Origin of the sequence: Pseudomonas fluorescens, assembly GCF_041354075.1 — a bacterium.
Lineage (GTDB): Bacteria > Pseudomonadota > Gammaproteobacteria > Pseudomonadales > Pseudomonadaceae > Aquipseudomonas > Aquipseudomonas fluorescens_CE.
Window position 1 is genome coordinate 34311 of the sequence record NZ_JARZGC010000014.1, and the last position, 17292, is coordinate 51602.

Sequence of the window (17292 nt, forward strand, 5' to 3'; positions counted from 1 at the left end):
TGGGAGCGAGCTTGCTCGCGATTGACTGTCAGCCGCCATCCAGACTGCGGCGAACCTTGTCCAGCAGCTCACTGATCTGAAACGGCTTGATGAGCATCTCCATGCCATCGCCGAGAAACAGCTCGCGATTGAGGGCGCTTTCGGCGTAACCGGTCATGAACAGGATCGGCAAGCCGTCGCGCCAGCCACGGGCGATGTCCGCCAACTCGCGTCCATTCATGCGCGGCAGCCCGACATCGGTGAGCATCAGGTCGATCGACGGGTCGTTCTGCAGGCGCTCCAGGGCGGCTTCGACATCGCTGGCCTGGGTGCAGCGGTAACCGGCATCCACCAGCACCTCGGTGACGAACATGCGCACCGATGCCATGTCTTCGACGATCAGGATGTGCTCGCCCAAGCCTGGCGCGTCGACGACTGGCGGTTCTTCGCTCTCGGTCGTCGGGTCACTGCTGGCCGGCAGCATGATCGTCACTTCGGTGCCGCGCCGGGCCACGCTGCGGATGTGCGCGTCCCCCCCTGACTGGCGGGCGAAGCCGTAGATGCTCGAGAGCCCCAGGCCCGTGCCCTGGCCCAGCGGTTTGGTGGTAAAAAACGGGTCGAACACCTTGTCGATCACGTTGTGCTCGATGCCGGTGCCGTCATCGCGCACCGCCAGCGCAACGTAGGCGCCGTCCGCCAGTTTCGGGTCGCCATGGGAATAGGCCGCATAGGTAGTGACCCAGATATTGCCGCCCTGGGGCAGGGCATCCCGGGCGTTGATCACCAGGTTCAGCACGGCACTCTCCAGTTGCGCCGGATCGACCAGGGCAATGGCTGCCTTGGATGTCAGTTCAAGCCTCAGCGCGATGTGTTCACCGATGGTGCGCACCAGCAGCTCTTCCAGCGAGCGGATGTGGTCATTGATGTCCACCGGCCGGGTATTGAGCGGTTGCTGACGGGCGAATGCCAGCAGGCGGTGGGTCAGGGAGGCGGCGCTCATCGCCGAACTCAGGGCCGCCTCGGCATAGAACTGGACCTTCTCGGGCCGCGAATCGGCCATGCGCTTCTGGATCAGTTCCAGGCTGGTGATGATGCCGGTCAGCAAGTTGTTGAAGTCGTGGGCGATGCCCCCGGTCAGCTTGCCCAGTGCGTCCATCTTCTGCACTTGCAGCAACTGCGCCTCGGTGCGCGCCCGCTCGGCGATTTCACGCTCCAGCTGCGAGGTGGCATCATCCAGCCGGGCCAGGTGCGAGCGTTCGCGGTGGCGGTGTTCGGTCACGTCCTCGACGAACACCAGGCTCAGCTCCGGTGTACGGTAGGGCGAAATCTGCCACTCGGTTTCCCGCAGTTCACCTTCGACGCGCATGTTCAGCGTGCCTTTCCAGCGCTCGCCCACGCTCAGGCGCATGCGCAACTCGTCGAGAATGGCTTCCTGGTGATCGGCAAAGGATTCACGCAGGGCGTCCGGTGTCCGGTTGTCCTGGATCAGCCGGGCAAACGCATGGTTGCACTCGTGCACCTTGAGCTCGGCGTCGAGCACGGCGATGGGGGCAGACACGTTGGCGAAAATGTCACGGAATCGCGCCTCGCTCTCACGCAAGGCATTTTCCGTGTCGCGCACCCGCAGCAGCGTGCGCAGGGTCGCGAGCAGCACATCGGCGTCCACCGGGTGAATCAGGTAGGCATCGGCGCCGGCGTCCAGGCCGGTGATGATGTCGCCGGTCTGGATCGACGCCGCCGACACGTGGATCACCGGGAGCAGGGCGGTGGTGGCGTCCGCGCGCAGTTTGCGCACGATGTCGAAGCCACTCATGTCCGGGAGATTGACATCCAGAATCAGCGCGTCGAAGTCTTCGCTGTCGATCAGGGCCAGCCCCTCGCTGCCGGTTCCCGCTTCCATCACGACGTAGTCATGCCGCTCCAGGCGTCGACGCAGGGCGTAGCGCGTGGCGACGTTGTCGTCGACGATCAGCAGGCGGATATCACGTTTCATCGGCAGGCTCCGTGGCAATCGCCAGCGGGATGATCACGAAAAAGGTCGAACCGACCCCCGGTGTACTCTCGACCCCGACTTCACCTCCCAGCAGTGCTGCGAAGCGTTTGCACAGGGACAAGCCCAGGCCGGTTCCGCGCAAGCGCTTCTGCAACGGCGAGTCGACCTGGGAAAAGTCTTCGAACAATGCGCCATGTAGCTCTGGCGCAATACCTATTCCTGTGTCGGTGACGGCAAAACGCACTTTATCGTCGCCCGCAAGGCTCGCCGACACGCGAACCTCTCCACGGGTGGTGAACTTCAGCGCGTTGGCGATGAAGTTGCGCAGGATCTGCCCAAGCTTCTTGTCATCGGTGTACAGCCTTGGCAGACCGATCGGTTCTTCGAAGATCAGGTCCACGGTGCTGGCGTCGACGATCGGCCGGAACATGCCGCGCAGGGCGGAGAACAGGTCGAGCATGTCGAACCAGGCGGGTGAGATGGTGATGCGCCCGGCCTCGATCTTCGCCAGGTCGAGCAGGTCGTCGACCATGTCGCTCAGTTCGCGAGCGGCATTGCTGACAAAGGCCACCTGCTTGTGTTGTTCCGGGCTCAGCGGCCCATCCAGTTCATCGGTCAGCAGACTGGCGATGCTCAGAATCGAGCCCAGCGGCGTGCGGAACTCATGGCTCATGTACGACAGGAAACGACTCTTGAGGTCCGAAGCCTGACGCAGTTGCTCGGCCTGGGTGTCCAGTTCGGCGTACAGCGCCAGGACTCCCTGGTTGGTTTCGTCCAGTTCTTCGCGCAGCGCATCGGCCTCGCCCTGCAAGCGCGCCACCAGCGCAGCGGTTTCGTCGATCTGACTCGGGGTGGTATCAGCCATGGGCCGCCTCCAGAGCAATGACCAGTACCGTGACGTCGTCTCGACCGCGACAGAAGTCGCGGTGCAGGACGGCGGCGATCACGGCGGGATGGCGGTGCACCAGGCCGGGATAATCCTGAAGGTTCCACCGCGATTGCAGGCCGTCGCTGTACATGATCAACAGGTGTCCATTCACTTGAGCGTAGTCAAAGGGTTGGGCTTTGCGGTATTGCCCACCGACGATACCGGGAAGGGACGCCAGGCCACGGGATTTATCCGGGCCAATGATAGAGGCACCGATGTTGCCGATACCGACGAAGCGCAGCGCGTCGCCATCGAACTGGGCGATGGCCACTGCGCCGCCACGCGTGCCGGTCATGGCGATGTGCATGTCTTCGAGCAACAGCACCGGCGACGCGAGCGGCGCCTGGGCGAAAGCTTTTTCACCGGCGCGGGCAGCGCGCTCGGCTTCTTCGCCATGCCCCAGTCCGTCGATCACCAACGCACTGATGCGTGGCCCGTCGAACGCCAGATGCCAGACATCACCGCAGGCCGGGTCGTTGCCCAGCGAGTGTTGACTGACACCGATCCGTCGATCCGGCGCCTTGTCGCTGCGTGGGTAAAACCTCGCCAGCAGTACGGTGCCCCGGGCATCGGCATGCACATCGAAGACTTCGGCCTGTCGCGACACCGCGCCCAGGCCAATGCCTTGCGTGCCGCGTGTGGAAAAACCGTCGGCCAGGCAGGCTTGCAGGTCAAACCCTTGGGCGCGGTCGATGGCGAGTATTTCGATTCCAGCGCCCGTAGCGCGTGGCAACACCCTCAGGTGCAGTTCGCCGTGTGAGGCGTGCTTGAGAATGTTGCTGGCGAGCTCGGTAGTCACCAGCGCCACGCGTCCGGCGTCTGTTTCATCGAAGCCATGGTGTTGCGCGAGCTGTTGAGCGATGCGCCGTGCGTGACCGACCTGGCTGGTGTCTTCGATCAGCAGCACCTGGGTCATCGACCCGCCAATGTTCATGTCCATCGGGTGATCGTTATCCGCGTACCTTTACCGGGCTCGGTCTCGAGCTCGAACTCTTCCACCAGGCGCTTGGCGCCCGTCAGGCCCAGTCCCATGCCTGTACCGGACGTCCAGCCGTCGGTCATGGCCAGCTTGAGGTCAGGGATGCCGGGCCCTTCGTCGCGGAACACCAGGCGCAGACCGGTGCGCGTGTTCTCATCGAGGATCTGCCAGTCCATGTCGCCGCCACCGCCATACACCATGGTATTGCGTGCGAGCTCGCTGACAGCCGTGACCATCTTGGTCATGTCGATCAGACGCATGCCGCATTCGGTGGCCAGCTTGCGCGCCAGTTGCCGGGCGAGCACCACGTCCTGTTCGATGTGAATCGGATGGGAGCCGCTGCTGCGTACGGTCATTGCTCGCGTACCCGTGCCTGCAGCAGTTTCATGCCGCGCTCGACATTCAGGGCAGTGCTGACCCCGGGCAGGGTCAGGCCCAGTTCCACCAGGGTGATCGCAACGGCAGGCTGCATGCCCACCAGCACGGTTTCGGCGTCCATGATCTTCGACAGCCCGGAGATCGTGCCGATCATCCGGCCGATGAACGAATCGACCATGTCCAGCGCCGAGATGTCGATCAACACGCCGCGCGCCGAGGTGCGGCTGATGCGCTCGGAGAGATCGTCCTGCAGGGTCAGGGCGAGTTGGTCATGCATGTCGACCTGGATGGTCACCAGCAGGAAATCGCCCATTTGCAAAATCGGAATGCGTTCCATCGGTTACACCGACTTGCCGATGGTGACGCCCAGACGGGTCAGCGCCAGTTTCAAGGCATCGGCGAGGTTCGCCTTGGTGACCACGCCTTGCAGGTCCAGGCCCAGGTGCACGATGGTCTGGGCGATCTGCGGACGCACGCCGCTGATGATGCAATCGGCGCCCATCAGGCGAATGGCGGTCACGGTCTTGAGCAGGTGCTGCGCCACCAGGGTGTCCACGGTCGGCACGCCGGTGATGTCGATGATGGCGATTTCCGAGCCGGTGTCGACGATACGCTGCAACAGCGACTCCATCACCACCTGGGTGCGTTGGGAGTCGAGGGTGCCGATCATTGGCAACGCGAGGACGCCGTCCCACAGCTTGACCACTGGGGTCGAGAGTTCCAGCAGCTCTTCCTGCTGGCGCTTGATCACCTCTTCACGGGATTTCTGGAAGGTGCGGATGGTGTGCAGACCCAGGTTGTCGAGCAGTTCGGAAATTTCCAGCAGTTGCTCGGCGAGCAGGGCCGGGTTGTCCTGGTAGTGATTCTGCAGGGCGGCGAACAGCGGGCCCTTCAAGGCGAAGATGAAGCTGGCGGTTTGCTGGGAGTCCCGACCGAGCAGGGCGCGGCTGCGGGAGAGCTTCTCGAGGAACAGGCGGATGTCGTCCCAGGCAGCCGTGCTCAGGTTCCGGTCGGCGCCATCTTTCAGACCGTTGATGATCAATTGCAGAAATTGCGAGGTTTCCTGCTTGATCTCGTGTTCCTTGAGGTTGCGCGTGGCACCGCTGGCGTCAAGGCCGGCATACCAGTCGACCAGCAACTGGGCCTGGTTGTTCTGGATTGCTTCGAGTGTGCTGGTCTGCAGTGCTGCCATGTGCGGTGACTCCTCGTGAGGTCGCGCCGATTCCCCAAATGATGACCGGCGCAGATGAATGACATTTGCGTGTTCAAATAGTTGTTCGTCAAGAAGATTTTTTATTCCGATGCACCACGACTCTAGTTGGCGCTGCGCGAAGTTGCGCTCTTTTGATTTCATTTGCCCATTGGTGGGAACCCCGGCCGGGCAAGAGCTTCGAAATAACATGGCTGCCACCCAATGGCAGTGACCAGCGAGGCCAGTATGAAAGAGCAGACGCAAGATCAGGGGCAGACTGCCGAACCCGAGAGCGCCGACGAGTCCGTCGACCAGAAGAACCATCACACCGATAACGACAACGAGTTCAGCCCCGGCTTCAAGCCGGACCCCGACCGGCCACAGTCGGGTGACGACACGGATGCCGATATCGATACCGATGGTGGCTAGCGGTTGATCAGGTAAATAAAAAGGCCGCATTCCAGGAGTGCGGCCTTTTTGATGGGCGATGGGCGAATTACTTGCTTGGGCGGGCAGCCTGCAGTTTCTTCGCCATCTCCAGGTGTTTCTCCAGCGCCGGCAACATTTTCTGCGCAAAACCTTTGAGCTCGGTTGCGCCCTTGACTTTGTCGTCGGTGACGGAGTTGGCTTCCTTCTTGAACAGCTCGATCGTTTCTTCGTGAGCCTTGACCTGATTGTTGGCATAGGCGGCGTCGAACGACTCGTCACGCATGTCGAGGATCTTTTCCTTGGCCTGTTTCACCAGCGTGGTGGTGTCCGGCACTTCGATGTCGTTCTTCTTGGCGATGGTCGCCAGCTCGTCGTTCGCCTTGCCGTGATCGGTGATCATCATGTTGGCGAAGGCCTTGATGTCGGCTGACTGGCTTTTTTCCAGGGCAAGGCGGCTGGTTTCGATTTCGGCGATGCCGCCTGCGGCTGCATTGTCGACGAAATCATTGGAAGTGGCGGCGAGTGCCGCGCCCATGCTGCTACTCAGGGCAACGGCCAGGGCGAGGTGGCGCAAGGTAAATCCTTTCATGGGTCATTCTCCACGCTGGTTTTATGCGATCAGATGATCGTTGATCAGTGGAGGCTGACGAGCGGTCAAAGGTTTACTCGGGTTTGAAAAAGGGCGACGAACGGCCACCGCTGGTCTGATAGGCGGTCGACAGAATACGTCGACCGAGGCCATTCTGATGGTTGGCGAGCGCAATCGATCGCGTTTGCCACTGACCAACTAACGGAGGTGTTCCATGCCGGTGCCACACAATCTTTACGAGGATTTGAAGTATTCAAAGGAAGATATCCAGCAAAAACGCACCCAGGATCCGTTACTGGATTCACTGCTCAACAAGTATTTGCAAGCGGACGCTGATGTGGTGAAGGCGGAAACCGCCCAATCGGATGCGCCCAGCGATGACGCGCTGAAAAAACTCAAGGAGAAGCGGTTGCAGGTCAAGGACAAGATCGTTCAACAGCTTCAGGCGCCGTCCTGAAACATTCGCGCCAGCCACCGACAATCGGTGACTGAATAATTGGAACGGCGCTAAAGCCCGGCACCTCGAATGATCAGAGTCCGAATTTCCGGCTCCATGCGAGGTGCCCTATGAACGATCCCAAATTCCCCAGCGAAGAGCAGGGCGGCTACGACCCCATCCCCACCGAACCCCAGCCTTTGAGCCCGGGGCGCACGACCGTCAACCCCGAAGACGAACCGGGCATCGACGAACTGCCGAACAATGAAGGCGCGATTCCCCTGAGGCAGGATGACGGTACCGACCTTGACCCGGAGCGGGTGCAGGAAGAGACCGATAATGCCGAGCGCGATGGGCAGATCAATCCCCGCTGATTCCGCCACACTGATATCAAATGTGGGAGCGAGCCTGCTTGCTCCCACAGGTGGGAAAATGTCAGTCCTTCAATGCCGTGCTCAACGGCAATCGCGCCATGTAATTTTCCTTCAGTGAGCCGAAATACAGCCATTCCCCATACTCACGCACCGTGGTGATCGGCGAATAATTGCCGTTGCTGCCATCCTGCAGGTTGGCGATCACCTTGCCTTCGAGGTCCAGCCCCAGCGCAAATCCGCGTTTCTCCACCGGTTTGGGCAGTACCAGCAACGCCCGTGTGATCATCTTGCGCACGAAAGGGTAAGGTGCCGTGGCGTCGAGCAAGGCGTTGCGCGGCGCGTACAGCGCCACCCAGAAGCGGTCGCGGCCATTGAACGACAGGTTGTCGGGCAGCCCTGGCAGATTGTCGATGAACAGGTCGTGGGTACCGGCGTTCGGTCCGCTGAGCCAGTAGCGGCTGATGCGGTAGGCGCCGGTTTCGTTGACCAGCACAAAGGCCTCGTCCGGCCCCAGACTCACGCCGTTGGCGAACTCCAGCTTGTCCAGCAGGAGGGCGGTTTTACCGGTCTGGAAGTCATAGCGCAGCAGGCGGCCATCACCGCTGTGTTCAATGATCGCCTCGCCGTCGTGGCCGTAGCCGAAGCGGCTGGAGGCATCGGTGAAATAGGCGTAGTGGCCGGACTTTTCGATGACCACGTCGTCGGTGAAACCGAAGGGCACGCCATTCGCCGCCGTGCTCAGTGCGATCAGCCGACCCTGAGCGTCCAGTGACAGCAGGCCCTTGACCGCATCGGCGATCACCAGCAAGCCGTTGGGGTGACGCGCCAGGCCCAGCGGCCGCCCACCGGTATCGGCCAGCACCTGGTTGGTCTTGCCATCGAGGCTGCTGCGGATCAGGCGCCCGTCATGCAAGCCGGTGATCAGCCAGTCATTTTCCAGTAGCAAGGCTTCCGGGCCGTCGATGTCGTCGGGTCCCACGCGCTCCAGGCTTTTCAGGCGCTGGTTGTCGGCGTAGGGGCCGTTGGACAGCGAAGGCGCCGGCGGGGGTGTCCAGGCCACCGGTTGCACCTTGGTCGGCATCAGCAGCAGGAAGGCGGCGATGGCGACGATGACGGACAAGAGCAGGTGATGAAACCTGATGCTTCGCCTCACACGGTGACTCCTGCGGCGACCAGGTTACTTTCGGCTCGGTCACGCAAGGCCCGCATCGACGCGGCCGATTCCCGATCGATACGGCGCTTGAGCAGCAGGCGATTGGCGATCCGCATGGCCAGCCCGCTGAATTGATACTCGAGGGTGCGGATAAACCGCGTGCCATCGTCTTCGGCGGCGCATTCGTAGGTCAACACCAGCGACAGGCCATTGTCGCCAGCCGCCTCGGCGCTCCAGCGTCGGCCGGGCAGGTACTCGGTCACCCGCCAGCGCAGGTGCCCGTCACGGCCACCTGCGCGGATGTCTTCTTCGAAGCGTGCACCGGCATGCAGCGGACCGCCCTGGCCATCGATCCTCAGCGACGAGGGGTGCCACTCCGGCCAGCGGGTCACGGTGCTGGCGTAGGCGAGTACGTCAATCGGATTACCGGCAATCCTGATCTGATGCTGCATGCGGGTCATGGGTGCTCTCGTCATGTCCAGTCGGGTGGGTTCGGGCTCCCAGTAGAGGGTGCCGAACAGATAATCCATCAGGGGGAAAACGATGTTGAAATTGCGTTCCTGCATCAGTTCGCGACGGTGATGCAGTTCATGCAGGCGACGCATCTGCCGAATCCACGGCCAGCGTGCCAGGGGATGGGTGTGGGGCAGGTGCTCGCAGGCATGGAACACCTCATAGGCCAGGTAGCCCAGGACCAGAAAGCCGGCGACCAGGCCCGCGACGTTGGCATCGAAACGTTGCAGCAGCCACCAGATCGGCAGGGTGACGAGCAGCGTGTGCACGACGATCAGCCAGGCCGGGAACAGGATCACGCGCCAGTCTCGCGGCTCCTCCCAGGACATGCTGCCCGGGGCAAAAAAACTGTGGTGGTCGCCGGCATGGCGCGCGTAGAACATGCGCGCAAAGCTTTTTTTGTGATGCCCCAGGTGGCGATGTACGACGTACACGCCCAGGTTGAACAGCAATAAGGTCACCGGTACTGCCAGCCATTGCAGCGCCAGTACCTCATGCACCGTGCTCCAGAAGGCAGCAACGGCCAGCAGGCCGAACAGCAGGACGAAGCTGCCGTGCAGCCAAGGGTTGTAGCGGGGGTGAATGGCCGCCCGGTAGCGGCTACGAAAAGAGTCGGTGGTCTGCCTCACTGCATGCACCCCGCGTTGATCGTTGTCCCAGCAGATTAGTCGATCTCAGCGCCTGCGCCGGTTGAACCTGGGGGACACAAATGCCATGTTCCGGTGTATGGCGGATTTCAGGTCAGGGGGTTCCAGCGTTGCGACCAGTCGTCGTCGGCGCGGATCACTTCACGCAGCAGGTTGAAGGCCCGCTGCAGGGTCGCCGAGTCGCGGTCACGGGAGTAGACCAGGTAGGTCGGATAACTGAACTCCGGGGACTTGGGCACCTGCTCCAGCATGCCGCTCTGCAGGTAGCTCTGCACCACGCGGGTACGGAAGTAGCCGCTGCCGCCATTTTCCAGGATGTACTGCAAGGCCAGGGGGCCGAGGTTGAAGCTCAGCGCGGCCTTGGCTTTTTCCGGCAGGGCGGCATCGTGCTGACGGCGGAAATCCTGGCCCCAGTCGATGTACACGTAGGGCGTCTCGCGACCGGGTTGGCGCACCAGAATGAGTTTTTCTTCCAGAATCTGCTCGACCTGCAGGCGCGGCCAGTATTCCGGTTGATAGACCAGGGCGGCATCCAGCACCCCCAACTCGAGCTGGCGCAGCAGGTTTTCGCCGTCACGAATCTCCATGCGCAGCGCATGGCTCGGAATTTTCTCGCGCAACTCACCGGCCCAACTGAGCATCAACGGATTGCACAGGCTGACCTCGCCGCCGATGTGCAGGACGTCGTGATAACCCTCCGGCAGCGGCAGGTCCCGACGCGCCGCTTCCCAGGTCTCCACCAGTTGGTTGGCATACACCACGAAGGCTTCGCCGTTGGGCGTCAGGCGCGCACCGGCGCGATTGCGCACGAACAGGGTGCTGCCCAGTTGGCTTTCGAGTTTCTGCACCCGCGCGGTAATCGCGGTCTGGGTGACGTGGAGCTTTTCGGCGGCCGCGGCGAGGCTGCCGTGGCGAACGATTTCCAGAAAGGTGCGGGCGAGATCGATGTCCATGGGGTAGCCGGTGCGGAAAGTAATGGCATTGTAAGAGCACTGTGGCGAGATGTCACAGCCGCGACAGGTGGCGTTGCTCACGGTAAATCCGTGACAACGGGCGTGCTGCGGGCGGCGCTCCGGCCAAGGTCATCACCGCCAGCATCAATGACACCTGACGCACCGCACCCGCGAGCAGGCTTGTTCCCACAATGGGCGACACCGGCCCTGAAACGACGAAACCCGCCACAACGGCGGGTTTCGTGTGCAGTCGCGGCCGTCTTACGCCGGGAACAGCTCGGACAGTTTCATCGCCAGCATCATGTCGCCTTCAGCGCGCAGCTTGCCGCCCATGAAGGCCTGCATGCCGTCGGTTTCACCGCTGACGATGCCTTCCAGGGTTTCGCCATCCATCACCAGGGTGACCTGGGCGTCAGGGTTTTCGCCTTCTTTCAGCTCGCAGGTGCTGTCCTTGACGATCAGCGAGAAGTGCTTGGTGTCGTCGATGCGAAAACCGAAAACCAGGTCCAGACCGGCAGCAGCGGCTGGGTTGAACTTGGCTTGCATTGCTTGTACGGCATCAGCTACGGAGGTCATGGTTCGATCCTTTTTGGGTGAGTTACAGCCAGGGTCACAACAGTCCGGACTCAGCGATAGGTGATGAGGTCCGGGGCTTTCAACAGTTGCAGGTGCGCATGACTGTTGAAAGAAGCCAGTGCCACCTCGCGACCACGAAACTTCAGTTGGTTGAGCGAGGTGTTGACGATCTGCCAGTTCAGTTCAAACGCCTGGCGGGCAGGCATTTGCGTAATCAGGTGGAGCAGGGCGGTGATGGTGCCGCCGGAGGTGAACACGGCGATTTTCTGGGTATTGTCGGCGGCTTCCAGAATTCGGTGCAAGCCGGCCTGTACCCGTTCGACAAACCCCAGCCAGCTTTCCAGGCCCGGAGTGTCATGGGTCCCGGCCAGCCAACGCTCGATGATCAGGGCGAAGATGCGCTGAAACTCGCTACGGTTTTGCGCGGCGTTGCGCAGGATGTCCAGCGCTTCGGGCTCGTCATCGAGCATGGCGGGCAGCAGGGCGCGGATGACGGCGTCGGCATCGAACTCGTTGAACGCGGCGTCGGTTTCGAGGATCGGCACCGGCAGGCCCACGGCGGCGAACTGTGCCAGTGCGCTGCTCGCGGTATGTTGCTGGCGGCGCAGGTCGCCTGCCAGGCAGCGATCGAAGCTCAGGCCCAGCCCGGCGAGGTGCTGGCCGAGGACTTCTGCCTGACGAATACCGGTCGGCGACAGAACGTCATAATCGTCTGCACCAAAGGAGGCCTGGCCATGTCGAATCAGATAGATGCTGCCCACGTCCGCGTCTTCCCGGTACGTTGAAGGTTCGGCGAGGTTATGAGGATGAGGGTGAGCTGTCAATGAAAAAACATACGCTTGTTTGAAATGCCTGTTCCAGCCGTGTTGCCAAAGGTTTCCGGCTGGCCGCAGGCCCGGCGCATGGGTATGCTGGTGTCATCCCGCGCGCGTAGTGCAGCGCATCGTATTGAAGGAGTCCCTGTGGATTTTTTGACCGATTACGCCGTTTTCCTGGCTAAAACCGTGACGCTGGTGATCGCGATATTGGTGGTCCTTGCCAGTTTCGCGGCCCTGCGCAGCAAAGGGCGACGCAAATCGAGCGGCCAGTTGCAAGTCAGCAAGCTCAACGATTTCTACAAGGGGTTGCGTGAGCGCCTGGAACAGACCCTGCTCGACAAGGATCAGCTCAAGGCCCTGCGCAAGGTCGAAGCCAAGACTGACAAGACCGACAAGAAGAAAAAGAACAAACCGCAAGCCAAACCGCGGGTGTTCGTGCTGGATTTCGACGGCGATATCAAGGCCTCGGCCACCGAAAGCCTGCGCCATGAAATCACCGCGCTGCTGACCCTGGCCACGCCCGGGGATGAAGTGGTGCTGCGCCTGGAAAGCGGCGGCGGCATGGTCCACAGCTACGGCCTGGCGTCTTCGCAGCTGGCGCGTATCCGCGACGCCGGTGTACCGCTGACCGTCTGCATCGACAAGGTCGCGGCCAGTGGCGGCTACATGATGGCGTGCATCGGTGAGAAGATCATCAGTGCACCGTTCGCCATCCTTGGCTCGATCGGTGTGGTGGCGCAGTTGCCCAACGTCAACCGCCTGCTGAAAAAGCATGACATCGACTTTGAAGTACTGACTGCGGGCGAGTACAAACGCACGCTCACCGTGTTTGGTGAAAACACCGAGAAAGGTCGCGAAAAATTCCAGGAGGACCTGGACATCACCCATCAGCTGTTCAAGAACTTCGTGTCGCGCTACCGCCCGCAACTGGCCATCGATGAAGTGGCCACCGGGGAAATCTGGCTCGGTATCGCCGCGCTGGACAAGCAATTGGTGGACGAGCTCAAAACCAGCGATGAATACCTGGCCGAGCGAGCGAAGAAATCCGAGGTTTATCACCTGCACTACGCCGAGCGCAAAAGCCTGCAGGAGCGTATCGGCATGGCGGCCAGCGGTTCGGTCGATCGCGTGCTCCTGAGCTGGTGGAGCCGTCTGACCCAACAACGCTTCTGGTAAGCCCTGGGCAGGGGCCTGAATCCGTTTCAGGCCCCAGTTGCATACCGAGCCAGCACGGCGGCGGTACATATCTGTTTTTTGCTCTCGGATTCCGGGTGTTTTAGCGCCAATACCCATCGGGCAATTGCGCTTTTTTCAGCAAAAGTTCGATCCTAAGCTGAGGGGCTCCTTTTGGCTTCAAGGTCGTTCAACATGGATGTGAACACGCGTCACGCAACACCGCCCAACCTGCCGCCCGCTCCAACGGGCGTTTCTTTCGATCAATCAGAACAGCCATCACATGCCTTGCCGGTCGTGCCTGACCCGCCGCTCGCGCCGCGCCTGCGTGACGAATTGCAGGCGGCGGTCGATATCGCGCTGCCCCAAACCCCGGCCGGGTTCGCCGAACGCAAGATCCGCGAAAAATGGGGGGAGGGGCTCGATCCGCAGACCGCACAGTTGGTGACGCTGCATTACGACTACTGGTTGCGCGCGCCGCTCGGCGGCAGCCATCAGGGGCGCGTTGCGCGTTCGCAGTCCCTGGTGCAGGTGCTGTTGTCCAACGACCAGACAGTGGGCGATGGGCGCTTTGGCGAAACGGCTTTCGGGCTGTACACGCCGCCGGATGTCGGCCCGTCGGTGAGCCTCATGGAGGGCCCCGATCCGACCGATGACCACCGCACCTATGAGGGCATCTACCGGCACACCGTGCCGCAAACCTACGGTCCGCAGACCCAGCTCAGCCTGCGACCGGCAGACTTCAGACAATGGGTCTGGACACTGTTTTTCGACGAGTTGTATCAGGCCTATGTCGATCAGGCCTGGCCCGCTGATGAAGTGGTTCGCGGGCGCGAACCCTATCCCCTGAGGACCTCGACCAAAGCCGCGTTTGTCATGACGGCCTGGCTGCAGCGGCACGAAAATCGCCTGACGGACAAGGGCCTGGAGCTGGCCATGCAGGCGGCGGCGTTGGCACCGGACCAGACATGGGACGCCCTGACGCTGGCGCAGTTGCAAGCACCAACCCGGCCGGCGCCGCTGGTCGAAGCCAGCCGGCTGCGGCTCTACCGCTACACCGCCACGGACATCTGGTGCTATCGGCACCGTGCCAGCGGCCGGGTGTTGATGTACGTGCCGGGCAACTCTTCGCCCCTGCATGAGTTTGCCGACACCGGCCATGTGCGCCAATGGGTGGTGCAGCAGGCAAGGAACGCCGCCACCCGCCAGGCGCTCGCGGCGCACTTCGCCGAAGACGATCGCCGTGACGGCACCTTCCACGCAGGCGTGCTCACCGCACTGGACGGCATGGCGATGTTTCCGTCAGAGCACCGGTTGAGCAAAGAGGCCGGTTTCTTCAACAACGACGGCTACTGGGACCCCGCCGACTACATCGGCTTCGACTGTCCACCCTCGGGCACCGATCCCTATGCGCAACTGGTGCTGAGCATGAAGCAGGCGGCCCAGGACAGCGTCAAAACCATTCGCAACGATGCTCAGGTCAACCGTGACAACCTGACTGCATTCGTCGAGCCGCTGGTGCAATGGATCAACCGGTTCGGCCCCTTGGCGTTGTTCGTCCCGGGCGGTGAGGGCGTGATGGCGCTGGCGGGGCTGATCGACGCGGGTTTTGGGCTGGATCAGACGCTCAACGGCGAGACGACCGGCCAGCGCGCGCAGGGTGCGAGCCGCACGGTGTTCGGCTTGCTCAATGCCTTGCCCCTGGCCGCAGGCGCCGTCTTGATCGCTCGCGAAGGTGCCGAAGCGGGCCTGCTGAGCCGTGAGGTCGACGCGGGCGATTTGGCGTCTGGAGCGATGGCCGACGTGGCCGTGAACGCAACGCAGACACTGCACGTGCCCACCCGTGTGCAGCTTCTGCGCGGCATCGGCGCGCCCGCCGGGACGTTCAGTGACGAGGTGCTGGCGCAGATTGCCAGGGTCAGCGCCATCGACGATGACATGCTGCGCCTGATGCAGGCCGGGCGACCGCCGACGCCCCTGTTGGCGGACATCATCGAGCGCTTTCGGATTGAGCAGGATATCGCCGGGTTGGCCGATTCGCCCGCCGGGCGCAGCGCGTTGTTCAACAGCCGCTACCTGCGCTTGCAGCAATCTGAGCACGAATGGGTTCGATTGTTCCAACGGCAATACCCCGGCGTGCCCAAGGCCGCCATCGAGCAGATGCTCGACCGTTACGGCATCGACTTCACGACAGCACCCGACGCAGGGCAAGCCCGGCACCTGTTCCGACAGCTTGACAGCAAGGCGCGCCAGTTTCAGCAGCATGTACGCCTGAACCGGGCCTATGAGGGGCTCTATCTTAGCTCTGTGCCCAGCCCCGAGTCGGACACCCTGGCCTTGCACTCGCTGAACAACCTTGCGGGGTGGCCGCCAGGGGTACGGATCGAAGTGCTCGACGACGGCGGTCGGCTGCTGGATCACTGTGGCCCGGTGGACGCACCGGATTGCCGACGCCTGATCAAGTCCGCGAGCGGTTATCAGGCTTACGGTATTTCAACCGACACCAGCGATTTTGCGGAGGCCATCTCCGAGCTGCTTTCCGAGATGGAACGCGCGGCGTTGCACTTGCCTGCCGTGGAGCCTGGGGCGGCGCTGCGGCTCAGACTCGGCGGACAGCCGATTTCCCGCTCGGAACTGGCCCTGGGGCTGGGCCGGATGGACTCGCGCTTGCCGTTCGACGCCCAGGGCCTGCGAGGCGGAGGGTTTCCACCCACCCCGCAACAGGCCGACTTGACGCGCGCCATGATGCGGTTGCAGGTCAGGGAAGCCTACCCCGAGTTTTCCAATGACGACGCCGAGGCCTTGTTGCAAGCACTGGGTGACGGCGCTCAGGCGCATTTCGACAGGGCCCGCCAGCACCTGCATCAACTCTGCGTGGGCCTCGATCAATGGATCGAGCAGGTTGCGCAGGATATCGAAATGATGGATATCCCCTTGCTGCAGCCTGGCGACCCGGGTACCGAGACGCTCGACCTGTTCGAGCTTGGGCAATTGAATGCCCAGCGGGTGCAGGCGGCGCTGGCGTCCGAAGTCGAGGCCCGCGTCGAAGTAGGGGATGAACTGATTGCCATCCTGCGCAAACAGGCGCCTCAGGAGGGCAGCCTGTTTACCGGGGATCATATCGCCGGCTATACGCTGGAAATGAGCCGCGAAGAATTTCATCGACTGCCGGTGCTCAATGTCCGCTTCAACGACGTGGTCGGGTTGAACCTGGAAAAGATCCATGTGTTCGAACGCGGGACACTCAACGGCTTTCTCGAGCACTTTCCCAACCTGCGTACCTTGAATCTCGAAGACACTGACTTGCGCCTGCCCGATATCAATGGGCAACTGCAAGGTGCCTTGCCGTCGACTATCCCCCGGTTACAGCACCTGACGACATTGAACCTGCGATCGACCCGGCTGACGTTTCGGGAAAACACCGCCGCTCAATTGAGTTCGTTGACCCAGCTGCAATACCTGGACTTGAGCCACAACCCGCTGGGGGTCCCGCCGGTGGTGATGGGCATGGATCAGTTGCGGGTGTTGAAACTCAACGACACCGGCATCAGCGCGTGCCCCGTCGGGATCATGGAGCACCCTTGCCTGACCACGCTGGACCTGCGCAACAACCAGATCCATCGTGTTCCGCAGGCCATCCTCAATCAAGCCATCGCCAGGGACCGCGTGCTGCTGTGGAACAACCCGCTGACCGATGAGGACACCTTGCAGCGACTGGTCCGGCACCGGGAACGCACCGGGCTCAACCTGTGGCTGCGTGCCCAGGACGCACAGTATTCGGACCCGGCGGTCTGGTTGCGCGTCATTGCGCCGGCGCAGCGCGAGGCGCACCTGCACGTCTGGCGGCGGCTGGCACTCAAGCCGCGCGGTGGACGGTTTCTGGGGTCGATCAACACCTTGACGCTCACCGCGGATTTTCAGGTGAATTACCTGGACCTGCAGGCGCGGGTCTGGCGCTTGCTGGCCGAGGCCGATGCCTCCCAGGGCTTGTGGGAACGGCTGACCCAGGACGGGCCTGCGCCCTCAGGGGCGCTGGACAACCCGGTGGCGGTATTCACGGCACTGGAAGGGCGTGCGCGGGTTTATCACGACTGGGTGGCTCTGGGACGACCGTTTCCGGTAGAAGAGGACCATCCCTGAAAACGACAAGGCCCTGATCCCGTATGGGATCAGGGCCTTGCC

General features: G+C 62.2%; 17 protein-coding genes. 5 read left to right on the top strand and 12 right to left on the bottom strand.

The window, feature by feature from the left end:
- Positions 1 to 28: 28 nt before the first annotated feature.
- Genes QIW53_RS18140 through QIW53_RS18165 form a run of 6 tightly spaced genes read right to left on the bottom strand, consistent with a single transcriptional unit; the run spans position 29 to position 5449 of the window.
- Positions 29 to 1972 carry a response regulator gene (locus QIW53_RS18140; protein ID WP_371050993.1) on the bottom strand — a complete coding sequence of 648 codons (1944 nt, stop codon included), beginning with the start codon at positions 1970 to 1972 and terminating at the stop codon, positions 29 to 31.
- Positions 1962 to 2837 carry a sensor histidine kinase gene (locus QIW53_RS18145; protein WP_371050994.1) on the bottom strand — a complete coding sequence of 292 codons (876 nt, stop codon included), beginning with the start codon at positions 2835 to 2837 and terminating at the stop codon, positions 1962 to 1964. The genes QIW53_RS18140 and QIW53_RS18145 overlap by 11 nt, the downstream gene beginning before the upstream one ends.
- Positions 2830 to 3834 (bottom strand): ATP-binding protein, encoded by a 1005-nt coding sequence (locus tag QIW53_RS18150; RefSeq protein WP_371051100.1) that lies wholly within the window; start codon positions 3832 to 3834, stop codon positions 2830 to 2832. The genes QIW53_RS18145 and QIW53_RS18150 overlap by 8 nt, the downstream gene beginning before the upstream one ends.
- Positions 3831 to 4235, bottom strand: coding sequence for an anti-sigma regulatory factor (locus QIW53_RS18155; RefSeq protein ID WP_371050996.1), 405 nt, complete (start codon positions 4233 to 4235; stop codon positions 3831 to 3833). Before QIW53_RS18155 ends, QIW53_RS18150 begins: the two co-directional genes overlap by 4 nt.
- On the bottom strand, positions 4232 to 4594 hold the full coding sequence (locus QIW53_RS18160; RefSeq protein WP_371050997.1) for an STAS domain-containing protein: 363 nt from the start codon (positions 4592 to 4594) through the stop codon (positions 4232 to 4234). Before QIW53_RS18160 ends, QIW53_RS18155 begins: the two co-directional genes overlap by 4 nt.
- A 3-nt stretch (positions 4595 to 4597) precedes the next feature.
- Positions 4598 to 5449, bottom strand: a complete 852-nt coding sequence (locus tag QIW53_RS18165; RefSeq protein ID WP_371050998.1) for an STAS domain-containing protein — start codon at positions 5447 to 5449, stop codon at positions 4598 to 4600.
- Positions 5450 to 5695: 246 nt separating this feature from the next.
- Between QIW53_RS18165 and QIW53_RS18170 the strand changes: the two genes are divergently transcribed.
- On the top strand, positions 5696 to 5878 hold the full coding sequence (locus QIW53_RS18170; RefSeq protein ID WP_371050999.1) for a hypothetical protein: 183 nt from the start codon (positions 5696 to 5698) through the stop codon (positions 5876 to 5878).
- 67 nt (positions 5879 to 5945) lie between these two features.
- Here QIW53_RS18170 and QIW53_RS18175 read toward each other — a convergent pair whose 3' ends face one another.
- Positions 5946 to 6467 carry a DUF4142 domain-containing protein gene (locus QIW53_RS18175; RefSeq protein ID WP_371051000.1) on the bottom strand — a complete coding sequence of 174 codons (522 nt, stop codon included), beginning with the start codon at positions 6465 to 6467 and terminating at the stop codon, positions 5946 to 5948.
- A gap of 214 nt (positions 6468 to 6681) precedes the next feature.
- On the opposite strand from QIW53_RS18175, the gene QIW53_RS18180 reads away from it, so the two are divergent.
- Both QIW53_RS18180 and QIW53_RS18185 read left to right on the top strand, forming a co-directional pair.
- A complete protein-coding gene (locus tag QIW53_RS18180; RefSeq protein ID WP_371051002.1) occupies positions 6682 to 6924 on the top strand; it encodes a DUF465 domain-containing protein in 243 nt (80 codons plus the stop codon).
- Positions 6925 to 7034: 110 nt separating this feature from the next.
- A complete protein-coding gene (locus QIW53_RS18185; protein WP_371051004.1) occupies positions 7035 to 7277 on the top strand; it encodes a hypothetical protein in 243 nt (80 codons plus the stop codon).
- A 61-nt stretch (positions 7278 to 7338) separates the two neighbouring features.
- Here QIW53_RS18185 and QIW53_RS18190 read toward each other — a convergent pair whose 3' ends face one another.
- The 5 genes from QIW53_RS18190 to QIW53_RS18210 form a co-directional block, all read right to left on the bottom strand.
- Positions 7339 to 8358: an SMP-30/gluconolactonase/LRE family protein gene (locus QIW53_RS18190; protein ID WP_371051102.1), complete on the bottom strand. Its 1020-nt coding sequence runs from the start codon at positions 8356 to 8358 to the stop codon at positions 7339 to 7341.
- A gap of 68 nt (positions 8359 to 8426) precedes the next feature.
- Positions 8427 to 9572 (bottom strand): sterol desaturase/SRPBCC family protein, encoded by a 1146-nt coding sequence (locus QIW53_RS18195; protein ID WP_371051005.1) that lies wholly within the window; start codon positions 9570 to 9572, stop codon positions 8427 to 8429.
- A gap of 107 nt (positions 9573 to 9679) precedes the next feature.
- The gene (locus QIW53_RS18200; RefSeq protein ID WP_371051104.1) at positions 9680 to 10543 is read right to left on the bottom strand and encodes a LysR family transcriptional regulator; all 864 of its coding nucleotides are present in this window, start codon (positions 10541 to 10543) and stop codon (positions 9680 to 9682) included.
- A 261-nt stretch (positions 10544 to 10804) separates the two neighbouring features.
- Positions 10805 to 11119, bottom strand: coding sequence for an SCP2 sterol-binding domain-containing protein (locus QIW53_RS18205; protein WP_192308152.1), 315 nt, complete (start codon positions 11117 to 11119; stop codon positions 10805 to 10807).
- 50 nt (positions 11120 to 11169) lie between these two features.
- Positions 11170 to 11880, bottom strand: a complete 711-nt coding sequence (locus QIW53_RS18210) for a histidine phosphatase family protein (protein WP_371051007.1) — start codon at positions 11878 to 11880, stop codon at positions 11170 to 11172.
- Positions 11881 to 12081: 201 nt separating this feature from the next.
- On the opposite strand from QIW53_RS18210, the gene sohB reads away from it, so the two are divergent.
- Both sohB and QIW53_RS18220 read left to right on the top strand, forming a co-directional pair.
- Entirely contained in the window at positions 12082 to 13113 is a 1032-nt protein-coding gene (gene sohB / locus QIW53_RS18215; RefSeq protein WP_371051008.1) for a protease SohB, read from the top strand.
- A gap of 192 nt (positions 13114 to 13305) precedes the next feature.
- Complete coding sequence (locus tag QIW53_RS18220; RefSeq protein WP_371051009.1) at positions 13306 to 17250, top strand: dermonecrotic toxin domain-containing protein; 3945 nt, start codon at positions 13306 to 13308, stop codon at positions 17248 to 17250.
- Positions 17251 to 17292: the final 42 nt, after the last annotated feature.